Annotated in this window: 17 protein-coding genes; 6 read left to right on the top strand and 11 right to left on the bottom strand. The window is 42.9% G+C overall.

Features of this window, described 5'->3' with window-relative positions; genetic code table 11:
• Positions 1-7 precede the first annotated feature (7 nt).
• Both uvsE and MHI60_RS09230 read left to right on the top strand, forming a co-directional pair.
• Complete coding sequence (gene uvsE / locus MHI60_RS09235) at positions 8-970, top strand: UV DNA damage repair endonuclease UvsE (RefSeq protein WP_144483819.1); 963 nt, start codon at positions 8-10, stop codon at positions 968-970.
• A gap of 73 nt (positions 971-1,043) precedes the next feature.
• Positions 1,044-1,298: a hypothetical protein gene (locus tag MHI60_RS09230; protein WP_034281244.1), complete on the top strand. Its 255-nt coding sequence runs from the start codon at positions 1,044-1,046 to the stop codon at positions 1,296-1,298.
• Between the two features lie 28 nt (positions 1,299-1,326).
• Here MHI60_RS09230 and MHI60_RS09225 read toward each other — a convergent pair whose 3' ends face one another.
• The 3 genes from MHI60_RS09225 to cls all read right to left on the bottom strand — a co-directional run bounded on the left by MHI60_RS09225 (position 1,327) and on the right by cls (position 5,721).
• Positions 1,327-2,325, bottom strand: coding sequence for a S66 peptidase family protein (locus MHI60_RS09225; protein ID WP_144483822.1), 999 nt, complete (start codon positions 2,323-2,325; stop codon positions 1,327-1,329).
• A gap of 72 nt (positions 2,326-2,397) precedes the next feature.
• Positions 2,398-4,113, bottom strand: coding sequence for an ABC transporter ATP-binding protein (locus tag MHI60_RS09220; RefSeq protein WP_144483825.1), 1,716 nt, complete (start codon positions 4,111-4,113; stop codon positions 2,398-2,400).
• A gap of 105 nt (positions 4,114-4,218) precedes the next feature.
• Positions 4,219-5,721, bottom strand: coding sequence for a cardiolipin synthase (gene cls, locus MHI60_RS09215; protein ID WP_238409401.1), 1,503 nt, complete (start codon positions 5,719-5,721; stop codon positions 4,219-4,221).
• A gap of 152 nt (positions 5,722-5,873) precedes the next feature.
• On the opposite strand from cls, the gene MHI60_RS09210 reads away from it, so the two are divergent.
• Complete coding sequence (locus MHI60_RS09210) at positions 5,874-6,845, top strand: S66 peptidase family protein (protein ID WP_144471899.1); 972 nt, start codon at positions 5,874-5,876, stop codon at positions 6,843-6,845.
• 408 nt (positions 6,846-7,253) lie between these two features.
• Here MHI60_RS09210 and argS read toward each other — a convergent pair whose 3' ends face one another.
• The 5 genes from argS to speE all read right to left on the bottom strand — a co-directional run bounded on the left by argS (position 7,254) and on the right by speE (position 11,667).
• Complete coding sequence (argS, locus tag MHI60_RS09205; RefSeq protein WP_073978857.1) at positions 7,254-8,927, bottom strand: arginine--tRNA ligase; 1,674 nt, start codon at positions 8,925-8,927, stop codon at positions 7,254-7,256.
• Positions 8,924-9,346: a DUF1934 family protein gene (locus tag MHI60_RS09200; RefSeq protein ID WP_003215400.1), complete on the bottom strand. Its 423-nt coding sequence runs from the start codon at positions 9,344-9,346 to the stop codon at positions 8,924-8,926. Before MHI60_RS09200 ends, argS begins: the two co-directional genes overlap by 4 nt.
• A 124-nt stretch (positions 9,347-9,470) precedes the next feature.
• Positions 9,471-9,818, bottom strand: a complete 348-nt coding sequence (locus MHI60_RS09195) for a hypothetical protein (protein ID WP_144483828.1) — start codon at positions 9,816-9,818, stop codon at positions 9,471-9,473.
• A 76-nt stretch (positions 9,819-9,894) separates the two neighbouring features.
• Positions 9,895-10,767 (bottom strand): agmatinase, encoded by an 873-nt coding sequence (gene speB, locus MHI60_RS09190; RefSeq protein ID WP_024423766.1) that lies wholly within the window; start codon positions 10,765-10,767, stop codon positions 9,895-9,897.
• Between the two features lie 69 nt (positions 10,768-10,836).
• Entirely contained in the window at positions 10,837-11,667 is an 831-nt protein-coding gene (speE, locus tag MHI60_RS09185; RefSeq protein WP_025093862.1) for a spermidine synthase, read from the bottom strand.
• A 225-nt stretch (positions 11,668-11,892) separates the two neighbouring features.
• Here speE and MHI60_RS09180 point away from each other — a divergent pair, with 225 nt between their 5' ends.
• Positions 11,893-13,962, top strand: coding sequence for a transglycosylase domain-containing protein (locus MHI60_RS09180; protein ID WP_095409793.1), 2,070 nt, complete (start codon positions 11,893-11,895; stop codon positions 13,960-13,962).
• 124 nt (positions 13,963-14,086) lie between these two features.
• On the opposite strand, the gene MHI60_RS09175 is transcribed toward MHI60_RS09180, so the two are convergent.
• Positions 14,087-14,605, bottom strand: coding sequence for a YwhD family protein (locus MHI60_RS09175; protein WP_039182196.1), 519 nt, complete (start codon positions 14,603-14,605; stop codon positions 14,087-14,089).
• A 12-nt stretch (positions 14,606-14,617) separates the two neighbouring features.
• A complete protein-coding gene (locus MHI60_RS09170; protein WP_263640242.1) occupies positions 14,618-15,274 on the bottom strand; it encodes a site-2 protease family protein in 657 nt (218 codons plus the stop codon).
• 114 nt (positions 15,275-15,388) lie between these two features.
• On the opposite strand from MHI60_RS09170, the gene MHI60_RS09165 reads away from it, so the two are divergent.
• Positions 15,389-15,574 carry a 2-hydroxymuconate tautomerase gene (locus MHI60_RS09165; RefSeq protein ID WP_003214939.1) on the top strand — a complete coding sequence of 62 codons (186 nt, stop codon included), beginning with the start codon at positions 15,389-15,391 and terminating at the stop codon, positions 15,572-15,574.
• 48 nt (positions 15,575-15,622) lie between these two features.
• On the opposite strand, the gene MHI60_RS09160 is transcribed toward MHI60_RS09165, so the two are convergent.
• The gene (locus tag MHI60_RS09160) at positions 15,623-16,435 is read right to left on the bottom strand and encodes a zinc-dependent metalloprotease (RefSeq protein WP_024423771.1); all 813 of its coding nucleotides are present in this window, start codon (positions 16,433-16,435) and stop codon (positions 15,623-15,625) included.
• 373 nt (positions 16,436-16,808) lie between these two features.
• On the opposite strand from MHI60_RS09160, the gene MHI60_RS09155 reads away from it, so the two are divergent.
• Entirely contained in the window at positions 16,809-18,137 is a 1,329-nt protein-coding gene (locus MHI60_RS09155) for an LLM class flavin-dependent oxidoreductase (RefSeq protein ID WP_144483834.1), read from the top strand.
• The last annotated feature ends 34 nt before the right edge of the window (positions 18,138-18,171 follow it).

The raw sequence follows: 18,171 nt of genomic DNA, 5'->3' as shown, positions 1-18,171 counted from the left end.
ATGACGTATGCGTTATCGATTTGGTTATGTATCCAATGCCGTCACCTTGTGGGAAGCTTCTCCTGCCAAGTCGCTGACGTTTGCTAGATACAGCAAGCTCTCTAAGGAAGAAAGAAAAGAGGCTTTATTGCGAACAACGAAGGCCAATCTCGTGAATACATTAAGAACGCTTTATTTCGCCATTGCTCATGATATCCCGCTTTACCGTTTTTCAAGCTCGATCGTTCCTCTCGCGACCCATCCCGAGGTGTGCTGGGACTTTGTGACACCTTTTCGCAAAGAATTTCTTGAGATAGGCAAGTTGGTGAAACGGCACGGGTTACGGGTGAGCTTTCACCCCAATCAATTTACCTTGTTTACCAGCCCAAAACCTTCGATTACAGAAAATGCCGTCATCGATATGACGTACCATTATCAGATGCTTGAGGCAATGAGGCTCGAAAAGGAAGGCTACATGAACATTCATGTAGGCGGGGCTTATGGCGATAAAGAATCGGCTCTTCAACGCTTTGATGAAAATATCAAACAGCTTCCGGCTCATATCAAGGCGAGAATGACACTTGAGAACGATGACAAAACATATACGTCGCTGGAAACGCTTGGTGTATGTGAAAAGCATGACATTCCATTTGTTTTTGATTACCATCATCACGTGGCAAATAAAGATGATGATGCCGCACTCGATGACATCCTGCCAAGAATGTTTGACACTTGGACAAAGACTGGCATTCCGCCCAAAATCCATTTGTCTTCACCTAAATCAGAAAAAACTATACGCAGTCATGCAGATGGAGTAGATACGAACTTTGTCTTACCGCTTTTTCAAGGATTAAAACCGTATGGTCGTGATGTAGATTTCATGATTGAAGCAAAATTAAAGGATCAGGCTCTTCTCCGTCTAGTCGAAGAGCTGTCTGCAATAAGAGGCAATAAACGAACGGGCGGGGGAACCATTGAGTGGAAATCATAGAGAAAGGTTTACCTTTGTGCAAATGGGGGTAACAAAGCTATTGTGAGAAAGTAATTAACAGGAGGATATGAAGATGTCTCAAATCTATTCAATCCGAATCGCTGCAAAAGCGTTGAATTTACATAAGCTTATTTCTCTTTATGAAAAGTGCCAGCAGGCTCAGCATCGTTTATATGTGTATTCTAAAAAAACAATGTGCAGCATTAAGAACATCGTAGAGCTTGAAACCTTCAGGCTCACTCATTTAGAATCTGACTACTTAATTGTCGTAGAGGGGAAAAAAGCGCAAGACCTCCTACAGCCATTTGAAAAAGAGAAGGTTTCATAAAGAAGAGCAGCCGGCGGCTGCTCTTTTGCTATATCCACTCTTTTGTTAACCAAACTTGTTTGGAATCTGCATCCATTTTCACTTTTGCCCCGATTGGCATCGTAAGCATCGGGTGCGTATGGGCACAGTCAAAATCAGCGATGAGCGGTCTTTTTATCTCCCCGAGCACCTCAAGTAAAATCTCGTAAGGTTCTTTGCCCGTCCCTTCGTCATCAAACAGCTCATGTTTTCCTAAGAGAATCCCAGATACCCGTTCAAACACTCCATTTACTTTCAATAAAGAGAAGTTCTTTTCTACAACCGAAGCGGTTTTCATACAATCTTCAATGAGAAGGATGTCTCCTTTTTGGATGGCTGGCATGAACTCACTTCCCCAAATGCCGTACATCGCATTCAAGTTCCCGCCGATCAATCTGCCTTCTGCCTGTCCCTCTATGACGCACAGCCAATCATTTGGACGCTGCTTTTTATCACCCGTCTTTTCTTCCCAATTGATTCGTTCATCTGTCCAAAAAGGCGGTTTTTCAATCTGATAAGGAATGGTTTGATGGGACATCAGGATGTCCTCAAACGACTGATATGTATAAGTGACAAACGGTTCAAACTCGCCAAAAGAAGGAACAAGCGCCGGCCCGTAGAAAACAGGCAGTCCCGTTTTTTCGTACGCCGCTAGTAGAATCGCTGTCGCATCTGAATAACCGATCATGATTTTTGGATGTTGTTTCAGCAGGTCAAAGTCAAGATAAGGCAGCAAACTATTTGAATTCGTCCCGCCAATCATTGACATGATGCACGCCAAGTCCTCTCTAGCCATCAGCTCATTCAGCTCATCTGCTCGTTCTTGAATTGTACCTGAACGGTAGTGATCCTTTTTCCTTGTTAATGATCCTGGTACCACAATGAATCCTTTTTGCTCAAGCCACTTCTTCGCCCGCTGATACCTAAGAGGCGAGGTCGCTGAAGCAGGACTGGAAGGTGAAAAAATACCGATCTTATCGCCCTTTTGTAATCGCTGAAGCCCCTTCATTCCATCAGATCCTTCCTACACGCATTTTTTCTATCCTAACAAAAAAAGCCCTTTATCAAAAGGGCTTTCTCTTTAATGACCAAACTGCGCTTCATGCAGTCTGCTGTATACGCCGCCCATTTGAATCAGGTCTTGGTGGCGGCCTTGTTCTTGGATGCCTTCCTCTGTTACGACGATGATACGGTCAGCGTGTTTAATTGTTGCCAGGCGGTGGGCAATGACGAGTGATGTCCTGCCGACAGCCAGTTCGCTCAGTGCATCTTGTATGGCTTTTTCTGTTTCTGTATCGAGTGCTGATGTGGCTTCATCTAAAATAAGAATCGAAGGATTTTTTAGAAACATCCTCGCAATCGACAGGCGCTGCTTTTGACCTCCCGACAATTTGACGCCGCGCTCGCCTATGACTGTATTTAATCCTTCTGGGAAACGCTGAACGAGTTCCTCTAAATGCGCACGACGTACAGCCTCCCAAATCTCTGCATCGCTGGCTTCTAGATTGCCGTACGCAATGTTTTCACGAATGGTGCCTGAGAATAAAAAGACATCCTGCTGCACAATGCCGATCTGCTGTCTTAAAGAAGACAGGGTCATCGATTTTGTACTCACACCATCAATTGTAATCTCCCCTTCATCCACATCATAAAAACGTGGCAGCAGGCTGCAAATCGTCGATTTCCCGGCTCCTGAAGGCCCGACAAACGCAACAGTTTCTCCTTGTTTAATCTTCAAATCGATGTCCTTTAACACCTTGCTGTGCTCATCGTAGCCAAATGTCACGTTTCGATATTCAATTTCACCTTTCAATCCGAATACATCACGAGCTCCTTCTGTATCCTTCACATCTGGCTCTGTTTCAAGTAAGTCGACATAGCTTTTAAAGCCCGCAATTCCTTTTGGATACATTTCAATCACCGTGTTGATCTTATCAATCGGTCTGAATAAGACGTTTGTAATCAGAACAAACGCGATAAATCCACCTGCCGTCAATTGCCCCTGCAGAACAAACCATGTCCCTGCTAGAAGGACAAACAGTGTCACAAGACGTGTGAGTATATAACTGATTGACCCGTTAACCGACATGATTTTATATGAAAGAAGCTTCGCTTTCCGAAAACGGTTGTTGTTTTCAGCAAAACGCTTTTTCTCGAAATGTTCGTTGGCAAAGGCTTGAACAAGACGAATACCGCCAATATTGTTTTCAACCCTTGCATGAAAATCTCCAATGTCATTGTTCAGCTGTGTAATCGCCTTCGTCATCTTCTTATTAAAATGAAGGGCAAGCCAGATGATGACTGGCATGATCAGGAAGGTTAAAATAGCAAGCTGCCAGTTAATCATCAGCATGACAGCAAAGGCGCCAAGAATCGTCATAATCGCAATAAACAAATCCTCAGGTCCGTGATGAGCTACCTCACCAATGTACATGAGGTCATTTGTCATTCGAGACATAAGCTTACCCGTTTTGTTGTTATCAAAGAACTTAAATGAGAGACGCTGAAAATGATCAAACAGCTTCTTCCTCATATCTGTTTCAATATTGATGCCAAGCATGTGTCCCCAATACGACACAATAAATTGCATAACCGAGCTGAGTGCATAAATGATAAACAGAGCAAGTGCGGTCCAGGCAATAACCGTCCAGTTCCCTGTTGGTAATAAGGTATCAATGAAGTAGTTCACGATCAGCGGGAAACCTAGTTCCATCAGTCCAACTGCGACAGCGCAAAAGAAATCTAAAAAGAACAGACCGCGATAGGGCCTGTAATAGGCGAAAAAGCGTTTTAGCATATGTAAAAGAACCTCATTTCCTCTATAATTGATAATCATTTTCAATTATAGAGGAATCCTCTTCAAAATACTAGATCAGGAAATGATTTCTTTGACTGGAAATCCTCATAATACGCCAGAAAACAACCGAGCAAATGATTCCTTCAACCGCTCTTTTAAGCCTCTTTTATAAAAATGAACAGGACCCATTTGCTCACATTCCTTCATATCTTCCTCATAGTGGGCCATCAATTGCTCAATTGGCTTTTTCGCGGCTGTAAAGACATTGACCTCAAAATTGAGCTGAAAGCTTCTCATATCGACATTCGCGGTGCCGACAGAGGCGAGTTCTCCATCTGCGATCATCACCTTTTGATGCATAAACCCTTTTTGATAGTGATACACCTTGATTCCCTCTTTTAGAAGCTCAGAAAAATAGGATCGTGTGGCATATTGCGTGAGAAAGCCGTCATTGATCTCCGGTACCATCACCCGCACATCCACCCCTCTGGTGGCAGCGATTTTGAGCGCAGTGCGAATCGATTCGTTTGGTACAAAGTAAGGTGTGGCAATCCAGACAAATTGTTTCGCATTAGAAATGAGGGCATCATATAAATCACTCATACTTTCTTTCATATCAGGTCCAGTTGGTACCACCTGAATGACATCCTCGCCTGTCACAGAATGCGGCGTATGATACCTCGGATCATCAATTAACACTTCATCTGATACATACTCCCAGTCCAGCATAAAAACGGAGTGAAGGGTCTGCACAGCCTCCCCCTTTAACATGGCATGCGTATCACGCCAAAAGCCGATCTTTTCATCCCGTCCTACGTATTCCTTGCCGACATTTAATCCTCCGACAAATCCTGTCTCTCCATCAATAATGACGATTTTTCGGTGATTTCGGAAATTGAATTTTTGATTAAAGAATCCATATTTTAAAGGCAGAAAAGGAGCGACCTTGACCCCTGCCTGCTTCAAGCGTTTAATATCTTTTCGGGAGAAGCGGATGCTGCCTGCCGCATCATATATGAAGCGGACCTCTACGCCTTCTTTCACTTTTTCAATCAAAATCTCCATCATCCGATGGCCAAGGAAATCAGATTTAAACATGTAATATTCAATATGAATGAATGATTTTGCCTTTTTTAGCTCTTCAAAAATTCGGGGAAACGTCTCCTCTCCATTTTTTAAAATGTCCATATCACTATTTGTGTTCACATGCATGCCTGTGGCTTTTTCTGTGTAATGAAAAAAAGCACGCTGATTATCGGTTAAACGTGATTCATCCGGCTTGCTCTCAAGCTCAGAGATTCTTCGTAATTTCTCGCGGTTATACATTCTCTTTGATTTAAATAAATGGCCTTTTACATAGAGCTGTCCTGAGAACAGATAGAACATATAGCCAATGATCGGGAAAAAAATCAGCACATACATCCATAACAGCGTGTGCTGTGATGTACGGTTCTCCAGCATAAGTGAGATGATACTAAATAAAATAATGGCGATATAAATCGCTGCGTACAGCTGAACGCTCCATGCCGGTACAGGCCACCAATACACCACATATGCCCCGAATATCATAAAATATAAAAATAAAAATTCCAGTCTTCTCTTTTTCACATTCTCCGCCCTCATTCTGTCTTTTTCTCTTCCATACCCTTTGCACAGCTTGTATGAAACGCACGCCCCATTCCTTTCTCCTAGCCTTTACAGACTTTCGCTATTTGATCCGATATAATGGAGAAATATGTGATGGAAAGGAAGATTTGTTTATGCATACACCCTCACCTTTAAAAAAAGGCGGCCATATTCGTGTCATTGCCCCAAGCCGAAGTGCCAGCATTTTATCAAAAGAAGGAATTTCTCAAGCGAAAAAACGTTTAGAGTCTTTAGGTTTCACTGTCTCTTTTGGACAGCACGTATTTGAATGTGACATTCATTCCTCATCGTCTATTGAACACCGTTTGTCTGATCTGCATGAGGCGTTCGCAGATGATGAGGTCGATGGTATTTTGACATCAATCGGAGGCTTTAACTGCAATGAGCTTCTGCCTTATATTGATTACGACTTGATCCGTCAGCATCCTAAAGTCCTTTGCGGCTATAGTGACATCACTGCACTTGCCAGCGCCATTACAGCGAAATGTGATATGGTGACATATTCTGGTCCCCATTTCTCAAGCTTTCAAATGAAGCAGGGACAGGAGGAGCAGACCGCTATGTTTCAAGCTTGCTTGATGAACGGCGGCGAACCGTTTGATGTGATTCCTTCGACAAAATGGAGTGATGACGCGTGGTATCTAGATCAAGCGAACAGGCAGTTTCATCCGACGAAATGGAAAATATATCAGGAAGGAACAGCTGAAGGCACCTTGTTTGGCGGAAACCTTTGTACACTAAACTTACTGCAAGGGACATCGTTTATGCCGAATGTAAAGGATGCGATCTTATTTGTCGAAGATGATGAGTTGGTGTTCCCTGAAACGTTCGCCAGAGACCTTACCTCCCTCTTGCAGCATGCAGAAACAATCAAAGGGTTGATCATCGGGCGCTTTCAGAAGAAATCCAACATGACAGAGGATCACTTAAGATTCATCCTAGATAAGCATCCAATGCTCAAACACATCCCAGTGATTTACGACGTCGATTTCGGACATACACAGCCAGTCTTCACCTTCCCGATTGGCGGAAACGTTCAGCTAGCGTGTACAAATGGAGACGTGAAGCTGCGCATTCATTCATAACGAAAGGCAAAAGCACCGAATATGCGGTGCTTTTTTCTATGCCACCATCTTTTTTAAAATTTTTTTAGAAAAAGTGATCCAACCTTCCATCCCCTTCGTTAAGTAGATGTAAAAAGAAAAGAGAGGAGGCAAAAATATGTTTTCTGATGTACTTAGCCAATTATTCGATTCTATTTCTAACATCATAAACACACTTGGATAATTTCATTTGACGCACACATACTACATGCTTACCGAAGGGAGGCACACTCTATGTTCTCTGATGTACTTAGCCAATTATTTGATTCTATTTCTAACATAATTAATACACTTGGATAATTTTCAAAACCCGCTGTCTCTTGAGGATAGCGGGTTTTTTATGTAAAAAAGCCCCACTCATACAATAGAGTGGGGCTTTCTTTCATTTCATTACATCTTCTCCGGAGCCGATACACCAATTAATTTTAATGCATTAGCAAGCGTGATTTGTGTTGCTTTCATGAGTGAAAGACGTGCTGTTGTTTTTGTTTCATTTTCTACATCAATGACCTTCTCGGCGTTGTAGAAGCTGTGAAGGGCTGATGCTAGATCATAGATATAGTTTGTGACGCGGTGTGGAATACGCTTTTCTGCTGCTTCTGCTACAACTTCTGGGAAGCTGCCAATGATTTTCAGAAGATCGTATTCTTTTTCCGATTGAATGTGAGAGAAATCGGCTTTTTCAAGGTTCGGTTCATAGCCTTTTTCTTCACCTTGACGCAGCATGCTGCAAATTCTCGCATGTGCATATTGTGCATAGTACACAGGGTTTTCGTTAGACGTAGAAATCGCTAAGTCTAGGTCAAAGTCCATATGTGTCGCCGCACTTCTCATCGCAAAGAAATAACGAGTCGCATCTAAGCCGACTTCTTCAATCAGATCACGCATTGTGACGGCTTTTCCTGTACGCTTACTCATCTTCATCTTTTCACCGTTTTTGTAAAGATGCACAAGCTGAATAATTTCTACTTCAAGCTTGCCAGCTGGATATCCAAGTGCTTGGATCGCCGCTTTCATTCGAGGAATATAGCCGTGATGGTCAGCTCCCCAAATGTTAATGAGCTGATCAAAGCCTCTGTCCAATTTGTCTTTATGATATGCGATGTCTGGAAGCAGGTAAGTGAAGCTGCCGTCTTTTTTAATCAGCACACGGTCCTTGTCATCGCCAAAATCAGTTGAACGCAGCCATGTTGCGCCGTCTTCTTCAAAGACATAGCCTTTTTCACGAAGTGTTTCCAGCGCTGGTTCGATTTTTCCGTTTTCATATAAAGAGGTTTCTGAATACCATACATCAAATGGAACACGGAAATTCTCAAGGTCTACACGTAATTTCTCTAATTCGTATTTCAAGCCGTATTCACGGAAGAACTTCATACGCTCTTCTTCCGGTTCATGCACGAAACGGTCACCAAATTCATCCGCAAGCTTTTGTCCAATGCCTTTGATGTCTTCTCCTCTGTAGCCGTCTTCAGGCATTTCTTTTTCAAGACCGAGTGCCTCAAAATAACGTACTTCTACAGATAAAGCGAGGTTATTGATTTGATTCCCTGCATCGTTGATATAGTATTCACGGCTCACATCAAACCCTGCTTTATCAAGGATGTTGCAAAGAGAATCTCCTACAGCTGCTCCGCGAGCATGTCCAAGGTGAAGGTCACCTGTTGGGTTGGCTGAGACGAATTCGACTTGCACCTTTTGACCGCCGCCTGTATTCGTTTCGCCATAAGCTTCTTTTGCCTCAAGGACAGCTGGTATGAGCTTTGTTAAATACTGATTGTTCATATAAAAGTTAATGAACCCTGGACCTGCGATATCCAGTTTTTCAATGGAAGCTTTCCCTTTATCAAACGCATTGACGATGTCTTCTGCGATTTGACGAGGTGCTTTTTTCGCAATGCGGGCAAGCTGCATCGCCATGTTGGTAGAGTAATCACCGTGAGTTTTGTCTTTCGGCACCTCTAAAAGGACATCTGGCACCTGGCTTTCATCGGCAAGTCCTGCTTTGACGACTGCCGCTATGATTTCTTCTTTTAACGCATCTTTGACCTGTTCTGCGATATTCATGAACGTAAATCCTCCTTATACGAAATCGATAATGTATGTAAATGCTTTTGATCTTCTCCTGTCAGCATATCGTACGTAATGTGCAGCAGTCCCTTGTCCACATCGAGATCAATACCATGTGTGTGCACATCTAACTGAAGTGTACCGAATGGCATCGTGTAATGTGTGACGGTCGTTTCTCCAATAAGAAAGCGCTGCTTCATTTGAATAGCCCCTGATCTCATGACAAAAATTTCTTTTTCACTCATTTTCACAACGGTTTTTACTTGACCCATTTCATGTTCTTCATGGTAAGTGAGATACGTTTTGTCATTCTTCTCTTGGTACGTTCCAGTCGTGCGGAATTCGATCGTTTCAGCCGGCTCCGTCTCTGGTTTCATCACTGACTTTACATGAATTGAAATTTGGTTTTGTGTCATTTTGCACTTCCTTTGCTAAGACCCGTTTAACTAAAATAGTATACCATAATCATGATCGCCTATCATACCATCATTTCTCTTCTTCACGGCGATTAAACTTCGTTTTTGATCTTCAGCCATGCCTTTAGAAAAAAAGAAAAATGAAACTGACCAATAAGACAAGTCCAGCCTTTACGCCTAAGTCTTTTCTTTTCATTAAGTAAAAAAGAGCCTGTATGCCTGAACTTGCCAAAAATGCCTGAAAAAAATCAAATGGTGCGATTTGATCCTTTTTAAATACCACCTGCATGAATAACGCAATGGCTGTCAGATAGAAAAAGCCTCGATCGTGAAACAGCCCCAGCATCTCTTCCTTTGCTTCCTTTTTCGAAGCAAAAACAGGCGGATCAGCTGCGAGCTCTCGTTTCAGCGTGAGAAAACCTGCCCCTAACACACATAAAGCGAGGACCACCATCAATATGGACGAAAACATGAGCTGCCTCCTTTATTTTTTGACCAATGTAAAAAAAGAGCTTGTCCCTGAGATGACAAGCTCCTCTATCAACTGATTATTTCACAAACCCAAGCAGCATTTCGCGTAAAAGCTTACTCGCTGTATTCGCTGTTTGGTCAGAGTGATCATATACAGGTGCTACTTCGACAAGGTCTGCCCCGACGACTTGGACGTCAGATCCTGCAATTGCATGAATGGATGCAAGCAGCTCTTTTGATGTAATACCGCCAGCATCTACCGTTCCTGTACCAGGTGCATGAGCTGGGTCAAGTACATCAATGTCGATCGTCACATACACTGGACGCCCTTTTAGCTTTGGCAATACTTGCTTCAATGGCTCCAATACTTCAAATTTAGAAATGTGCATCCCCGCTTCTTTTGCCCATTCAAATTCTTCTTTCATTCCAGAACGGATACCGAAAGAGAATACATTTTCAGGTCCAATCAGTCCTGCAACTTTACGAATCGGTGTTGAATGTGAAAGCGGCTCACCCTCATATTCCTCACGAAGATCCGTATGTGCGTCCATATGGATGATGGCCAAATCAGGATATTTCTTATACATCGCACGGAAAACCGGCCAAGACACGAGATGCTCGCCGCCCATTCCTAATGGAAACTTTCCTTTTTCTAAAATGCTGTCGACATACTCTTCAATTAAATCTAAGCTCTTTTGTGCATTCCCAAAAGGAAGTGGGATGTCACCCGCATCAAAGAATGGCACCTCATGCAGCTCACGATCTAAATAAGGGCTGTATTCCTCTAAACCGATCGATACTTCACGAATGCGGTTCGGACCGAAACGTGAACCTGGGCGGTAGCTGACTGTCCAGTCCATCGGCATGCCGTATAAAATGACCTTTGCATCTTCCCATGTCGGATGACTTCCAATAAACACTTTTCCTGAATAAGCCTCGTCGAATCTCATACAAGATTCCTCCTTTTACGCTTCAAAAAATGCGCAAACCGTCATTTGCGCATGTCCATTTCGCTTGATTTATTTGATTAAGTCGCTCACAAATTTCGGCAGAACGAATGCCGCTTTGTGCAATTCTTTTGTGTAATATTTCGTCTCAATATCAAAGAAACGGCTGTCTTCTACAGCAAGTGGATCATATTTTTTAGAACCGATGGTGAATGTCCAAAGACCGCTTGGATACGTTGGAATATTCGCTGTGTAAAGCTTCGTAATTGGGAAAATTTCTTTTACATCACGCTGCACATTTGTAATCAGCTCAGGTGTGAACCAAGGGTTGTCCGTTTGTGCAACGAAAATACCGTCTTCTTTCAGTGCTTTTGCGATTCCTGCGTAAAATCCTTTAGAGAACAGGTTCACAGCTGGTCCAACTGGCTCAGTAGAGTCAACCATGATCACATCATACTCGTTGTCAGCTTCAGCAATGTGCATAAAACCGTCTCCGACTTTGACATCTACACGAGGATCGTCTAGTTTTCCAGCAATAGAAGGAAGGAATTTCTTCGAGTATTCGATGACCTTTCCGTCAATATCAACAAGTGTCGCTTTTTTCACACTTGGGTGTTTGAGGATCTCACGAATGACACCGCCGTCTCCTCCGCCTACGACAAGAACATTTTCCGGGTTTGGATGAGTGAAAAGAGGAACATGTGCCACCATTTCGTGGTATACAAACTCATCTTTCTCAGATGTCATCACCATGCCGTCTAAAAACAGCATATTGCCAAACTCTTCTGTTTCCACCATTTCTAAATGCTGAAAGTCTGTTTGTTCTGTGTGAAGGGTTTTGTTCACCTTCAATGTAATACCAAAATTCTTCGTTTGCTTCTCTGTATACCAAAGTTCACTCATTGTTCATCTTCCTCTCATCCAATAATAAAAAAAATCTATTGTTAGCGCCTTTTATCGGCTATGACTATATCGATTGTCCAAGAAAAAAGTATAGTGGATTCATATCAAATTGTAAAGAACCGCATGAGTTCTCTTTATTTTTAAAGCACGCTCCCTGCAATCGCTTGTTTAAAACGGTTTTCTTTGTTCCATACTGATAAAAAACCGTCAAAATGGGGGCTTTGCATGGACACAATCATGAGTAATAAAAAAATCCGCATGACCGTGAAAACGATTCGAGCCTGTTTTTTTATCGGCTTGCTCGCTTTTCTATTTGCAGGCACTGTCTTTTTGACGATTCTGTTACTTGCCAAATGGCAAGGTGCCCCTTCTGTACAAGTTCCCCAATCCACGACCATTTATGCAGCCGATGGCTCAAAGCTTGGAGAATCCAGCTTTGGAGAAAAGAGATATTGGGTGCCCTTAAAGGAGATGTCCCCTCATATCAGACAGGCAGTTGTCGCTGTTGAGGATAAAACCTTTTATGAGCATCATGGCTTTGATATAAAACGGATGGCGGGTGCTGCGGTGGCCGATATTCGTGCCATGGCAAAGGTACAAGGTGCCAGCACGATCACCCAGCAATATGCACGAAATTTGTATTTAGATCATGATAAAACGTGGAAGCGGAAGTGGAATGAAGCCTTTTACACGATTCGTTTAGAGCAAAACTATACAAAAGATGAGATTTTAGAAGGATACTTGAACACCATTTATTATGGTCACGGAGCGTACGGCGTGGAAGCAGCGTCACGTCTGTATTTCGGGAAAAAGGCGAAAAATTTAACCCTCGCTGAATCTGCCCTTCTTGCCGGTATCCCAAAAGGGCCTTCTCTCTATTCCCCTTATGTGAATGAGGAGAAAGCCAGCGCAAGAAAGAATATGATTCTGAAGCAAATGCAAGAGGATGGCATGATTACGAAAAAAGCAGCCGATGACGCTGCGAAAGAAAAACTGTCCTACCGCCCTTTGCAAGAGAAGCAGCTGCAAGCAAAGCAAGCCCCGTATTTTTATGACGATGTGATTCGAGAGTTGAAACAAAGCTTGGGGTTAACAGAGGAACAGATTGAAACCTATGGGCTTCATATCCAGACTACCCTCAATCCAGAATTACAGAAAATCGCAGAAAAGACGTTAAAAAACACGATGAATTCCAAATCAGATATCCAAATCGGCTTTGCTGCCATCCATCCCCAAACAGGGCATGTACTCGCCCTCATAGGCGGGAGAGATTATGAGAAAAGTCCATTCAATCGGGTGACACAAGCAAAAAGACAGCCCGGTTCAACCATGAAACCCCTTCTCTATTACATTGCCTTACAAAACGGGTTTACACCCGCAACCGTCATGCGCAGTGAGGAAACGGTTTTTGAACTGGACGATCAAGGCAGCGGTGCCGCTTATTCACCAAGCAATTATCACGGCTATTACGCCAATGACGGCATTACAATGCTTCAAGCTTTAGCGCTGTCTGATAATATTTACGCTGTGAAAACCCATCTATTTTTAGGAATGGAGCAGCTTGTACGTGCTGGTAAGACATTTGGAATCAAGGAAAAACTAGATCAAGTACCATCTCTTGCCCTAGGCACGTCTCCTGTGAAACCAATTGAAATGACCAATGCTTACGCCATGCTGGTCAATGGCGGAAAACGCGTCAAGCCAACCTTTATTACGAAAGTAACCGACGCAAAAGGCAATGTGCTTTTTGAAGAGAAACAAAAACGAGAACAAATCCTTGATGAAAAAGCAGCATTTGTCACCACCGACATGATGTCAGGCATGTTCAATGATCAATTAAACGGTTATACAAGTGTCACTGGCCGCACCATTATAAAGGACCTTACAAGAACATACGGAGGAAAATCAGGGACAACAGGAGCAGACAGCTGGATGATCGGCTTCTCTCCCCAGCTCGTCACAGGTGTATGGACAGGCTATGATAAAGGCCGCACCATTGACTCAGTCGAAGAAACGGCCTATGCGAAAAAAATATGGGCTTCCTTTATGGAATTAGCCCTCTCGAAGCAGCCAGCCTCCTCCTTCATGCCGCCAGATGGTGTCAAAGGGGTATATATCAATCCAAAAACCGGCGACCTCGCAGGTCCAGGATGTGAATCAAAGGTATTCACCTATTTTATAGAAGGAACGGAGCCGACAGGTGTCTGCTATGGCGCTGAGGACAAAGCCTCTGAACAGGAACCAGTTCAAGATCAAAAGCCAAAGAAATGGTGGGAAAAGTGGCTGAAACGTTAAAAAAGACATGAAAAACCCCGAGATCGATATCTCGGGATTCTCCATGTCCTAGCTTTAACACCAGTTTACTCAAAAAACGGATGGAATTGGTAGACATCCGCCAATCTTCACAAAAATTTCACAATTATTCAGGGACAGCCAATCCTTCTTTTAATTCATCTGTAGATGCGTCCCATAGCGCTTCATTATGCCCCTTCAAGAAATCCGCCAGCACCTTTTTGGATACGTCATCCATATGACTCACGACGATTTTTCGCTTCATCGATTTATCCATTAAATTCACATGCTCTGGAAGTGACTTATACCCGCGGCGGATCGAACGGTCAACGGTCATTTCACAAGCCGTCACACCAGCATAATATGGACCTTCTTCTCTGCGGTCAATCGTCACCCATACGAGCCAATACGGTTTTCCGTTCGGCACTTCTTCTTTTGTTTTCAAAAATTTAATTCCTTTTTCGACGGCACTTCTTGCATGCATAGCACCAATATCAATGACAGCTTCCTTTTCTTCTACATCAATGATGACTGGCGAGATATTATCAAGGCTGAGGGCGCCTGCTCCAAAGCCTCCATGTCCGTCGGTTGCATCTGTTTTTTTAATGATGTTAAAACCAATTGGTTTCTTCTTTTTACCTTCCATTCTTTAAACCTCCTAAAGCAGCGGCTTCAAAATAAGATTAAACCAGTATATGATTTGATCCCGCATTCCGATCAATGGACCAAAAACAAACTGTCCTAGCGGTGTGATCACGAATATAAGAAAAATAATGATCCCATATTGTTCAAATTGCGTCATTTTCGCCCGAATACGGGGGCTGACGACGTCCTCAATAATTCGATACCCATCCAGCGGCGGAAGCGGCAATAAGTTAAATAGGAACAAGATGACGTTTAAGTTAATAAAGATCTGGAAGAAATAATCGACTCCCGGCTCAAAGCGCATGATCCACTCCCCGCCATATTTCTGAAGAAGCACATACACAAAAAAGCCCAAAAACGCCAGCACTAAGTTACTTAATGGCCCCGCAATGGAGACACAAATCCCTGCTAAACGCGGTTTTTTAAAATGGTAACGATTCACTGGTACAGGTCTCGCCCAGCCAAACCCCGCCACAAAGATTAAAATCGTCCCGAATACATCGAGATGCTTCAGTGGATTTAACGTGAGTCTCCCTTGATTCTTAGCCGTCGGGTCTCCGAAACGGTACGCAACATATGCATGCGCCAGCTCGTGCATCGTAAATGCGACAACAAGCGTAATGGCGACATATGGAATAAGTTCTAATGGATAAACAAGAAATTGGTTCAAAGGCATGAATCCCTCTTTCTTTCTATACAATGATTTACTTCATTCAGTATACTATAAGAAGTCCCTTAAACTAAAGGGAAGCGTAGCATTAAAAGGAAAAAGGAGGTTTTCGCCATGCCGATTGTCACCGTTCAAATGCTTGAAGGAAGAACAGACGAGCAGAAAAGAGCTCTTGTGGAGAAAGTTACTGATGCCGTTGTTGAAACAACAGGCGCAGGTGCAGAAAAAGTCTCTGTTATTATTGAAGAAATGAAAAAAGAACACTATGCCGTAGCAGGAAAGCGAATGAGCGATCTGTAAGCATCTAAAAAGGACAAACACTCAATGTGTTTGTCCTTTTGTCTTATTTTATCTATACCACGCTTTGTTACGGTTCACTTGATTTTTATGAGCCGCATCGAAGAAATCGACTGTGTAAGAATAATCATAATTCATTAGGCAGACAATGCCGCTTCCTTGAGGGTCGTGCGGTAAGCCAAAGTTATGACCGTATTCATGCGTAGCAGCTTTTGCAGTGTTCGCTGTTCCTTGATCAAGGTTAACGGCGAATGCACTTCCGCTTGGTGCACTATTATAGACATAAGCGATTCCGCCAGCATCAAAGTTTGGATTTGCTGTAAATCCAGTGACAAAGTCATATCCTCTGCCATCAAAGCTGCGCGCAAGGTTAGACAAAATTTGCTCTGCATTTGATCCCGAAGACGTCCATGACCCTACTGCTTGTACGACAAAGTCCACATCATGATCACGGTTAAACGTGACATCTGCTTGCTCGATGATGCTGACAATCCGTGTTTGCCAGTCACTATATTTCGCACGATACTGCGCATCAGCAACCGCATAGACAGTGACCTTCTGACTGCCTGTACTTGCTTTTGTTGAAATTGAATCTCCTGTATTGGCCTTAAAGGTTCTTGAGCCTACCTGCTTACCAGACTCATCTAATACCTTTGTTGTCACATCTCGTTCAATTGGAGGTGCTGTCGTCAAATCTTTAAAATCCTTTGCTTTTGGCAACCCCTCACTAATATGGGTTTCGAACGGCGCATGACCATGATCATGCCCATGACCTGCACTCGCTACTGGTGCTGAAGCTGAACTTACCCCCGGTAACAAACTACCTACCAATAAAAATGACAAAAAGACTGAACGCTTTTTCATTCCTATCCCTCCTTTGTTTTTCACAAAGTTATATATTCACTGAAAATTCACCATTTTCCTTCTATTCAGTCAAAAACAGGGAATTAGATGCACAGGAAGAAAGTCGAATTACGTCATTTTCACTAATTTTTCGGATATTTTGACACACATTTCATCGAAAAATAGCGCTTTTGGTCTGGGTCATTTACTTAGTAAACACCCAAGTTTTTAAGAAATAATGTCATGGGCCTCATGTCACATCTGAAAGAAACAAAAAATGATATTAGAAAAGATAAAGTCACACTTTACTGATACCAATTATACTTCTCTGCGATTCTGCCTTATGATGAAGAACATAAAACATTGCTACCTCAAAGCAGAAGGGACGATCGGCATGTCTGGAAAAAAGCACATACAATTTGGTTTAATGTTACATGGCCCAGGGGGTCACATGAATGCATGGAAGGATGAATCGGTTCCAGCAGATGCAAGTGTTAACATTGATTATTATCAAGCGATGACCAAAAAGGCAGAATCAGCGGGTTTCCGTTTTGTCTTTGTCGCAGATGGCTTATATATTCATGAACATTCGATTCCTCATTTCTTAAACCGATTTGAACCATTAACCATCTTATCTGCGCTTGCCACAGTCACGAAACAGATTGGACTTGTGGGTACTGTTTCCACTTCATACAGTGAGCCCTTTACCATTGCCAGGCAATTTGCTTCCTTGGACAAATTAAGTAAAGGCCGGGCAGGCTGGAATGTTGTGACTTCCCCGTTAGAGGGCTCTGCTGAAAATCACATCATCCGTTCGCATCCTAGCCACTCACTTCGATATGAAATTGCTGAAGAGTATTTACATGTAGTGAACGGGCTTTGGAGCTCATGGGAAGAAGATGCTTTTATAAGAGATCGATCGACAGGTGTCTTCTTCGACCGAGATAAATTGCACACTTTAAACCATCATGGGAAGCACTTTTCTGTCAAAGGTCCCTTAAATATTGAGCGATCTGAACAAGGGCAGCCCGTGATTTTCCAAGCAGGTGCTTCAGAGGCAGGAAAAGATCTAGCCGCAAAAGAAGCAGACGCTGTATTTACAAATGCCGATTCACTTGAAAAGGCAAAAGCCTATTACCGCGACGTGAAAAATAGAGCTGAAGCGTTTGGTCGAAAATCATCCGATATCAAAATATTCCCTGGCATCCACCCGATTACAGGAAAAACAGTCGAAGAAGCAGAAGAAAAATATGAAGCCATTAAACATCTCGTCTCTATTGAAGAAGCTCTGCATTATTTGGGCCGATTCTTTGACCATTTGGACTTCAGTCAATTCCCGCTTGATGAACCTTTTCCGGATATAGGTGACGCTGGGTCAAACAGCTTCCAATCCACAACAGAGTCCATTAAGAAAATGGCCAAAGATCAAAACCTGACCTTAAGAGAAGTTGCTTTACAAGTGACCACCCCAAAAAGTGCCTTTTTCGGCACTTACGAACAAGTAGCTGACAAATTAATTCAATGGATCGAAGAGGATGCCGCAGATGGATTTATTTTTGGCGCTCCAATTTTAGCTAGTGGTTTATCCGAATGGACGGAGCACGTCATTCCGATATTAGTTGAAAGAGGATATTACGACCCAAATTATCCAGCTCATACCCTTCGCGAAAACTTAGGTCTGCCGATGAAGAAGAATCAGTTTCTGAAACAAACAGTGAAATAAATTTGAAAGAGGGGCTAGCATAAAGGCTAACCCC

It is taken from the genome of Bacillus sp. FSL K6-3200 (genome assembly GCF_038630485.1).
Classification (GTDB): domain Bacteria; phylum Bacillota; class Bacilli; order Bacillales; family Bacillaceae; genus Bacillus; species Bacillus safensis.
The sequence above is the reverse complement of the archived record's forward strand: the minus strand, read 5'-3'. Positions and strand labels throughout refer to the sequence as shown.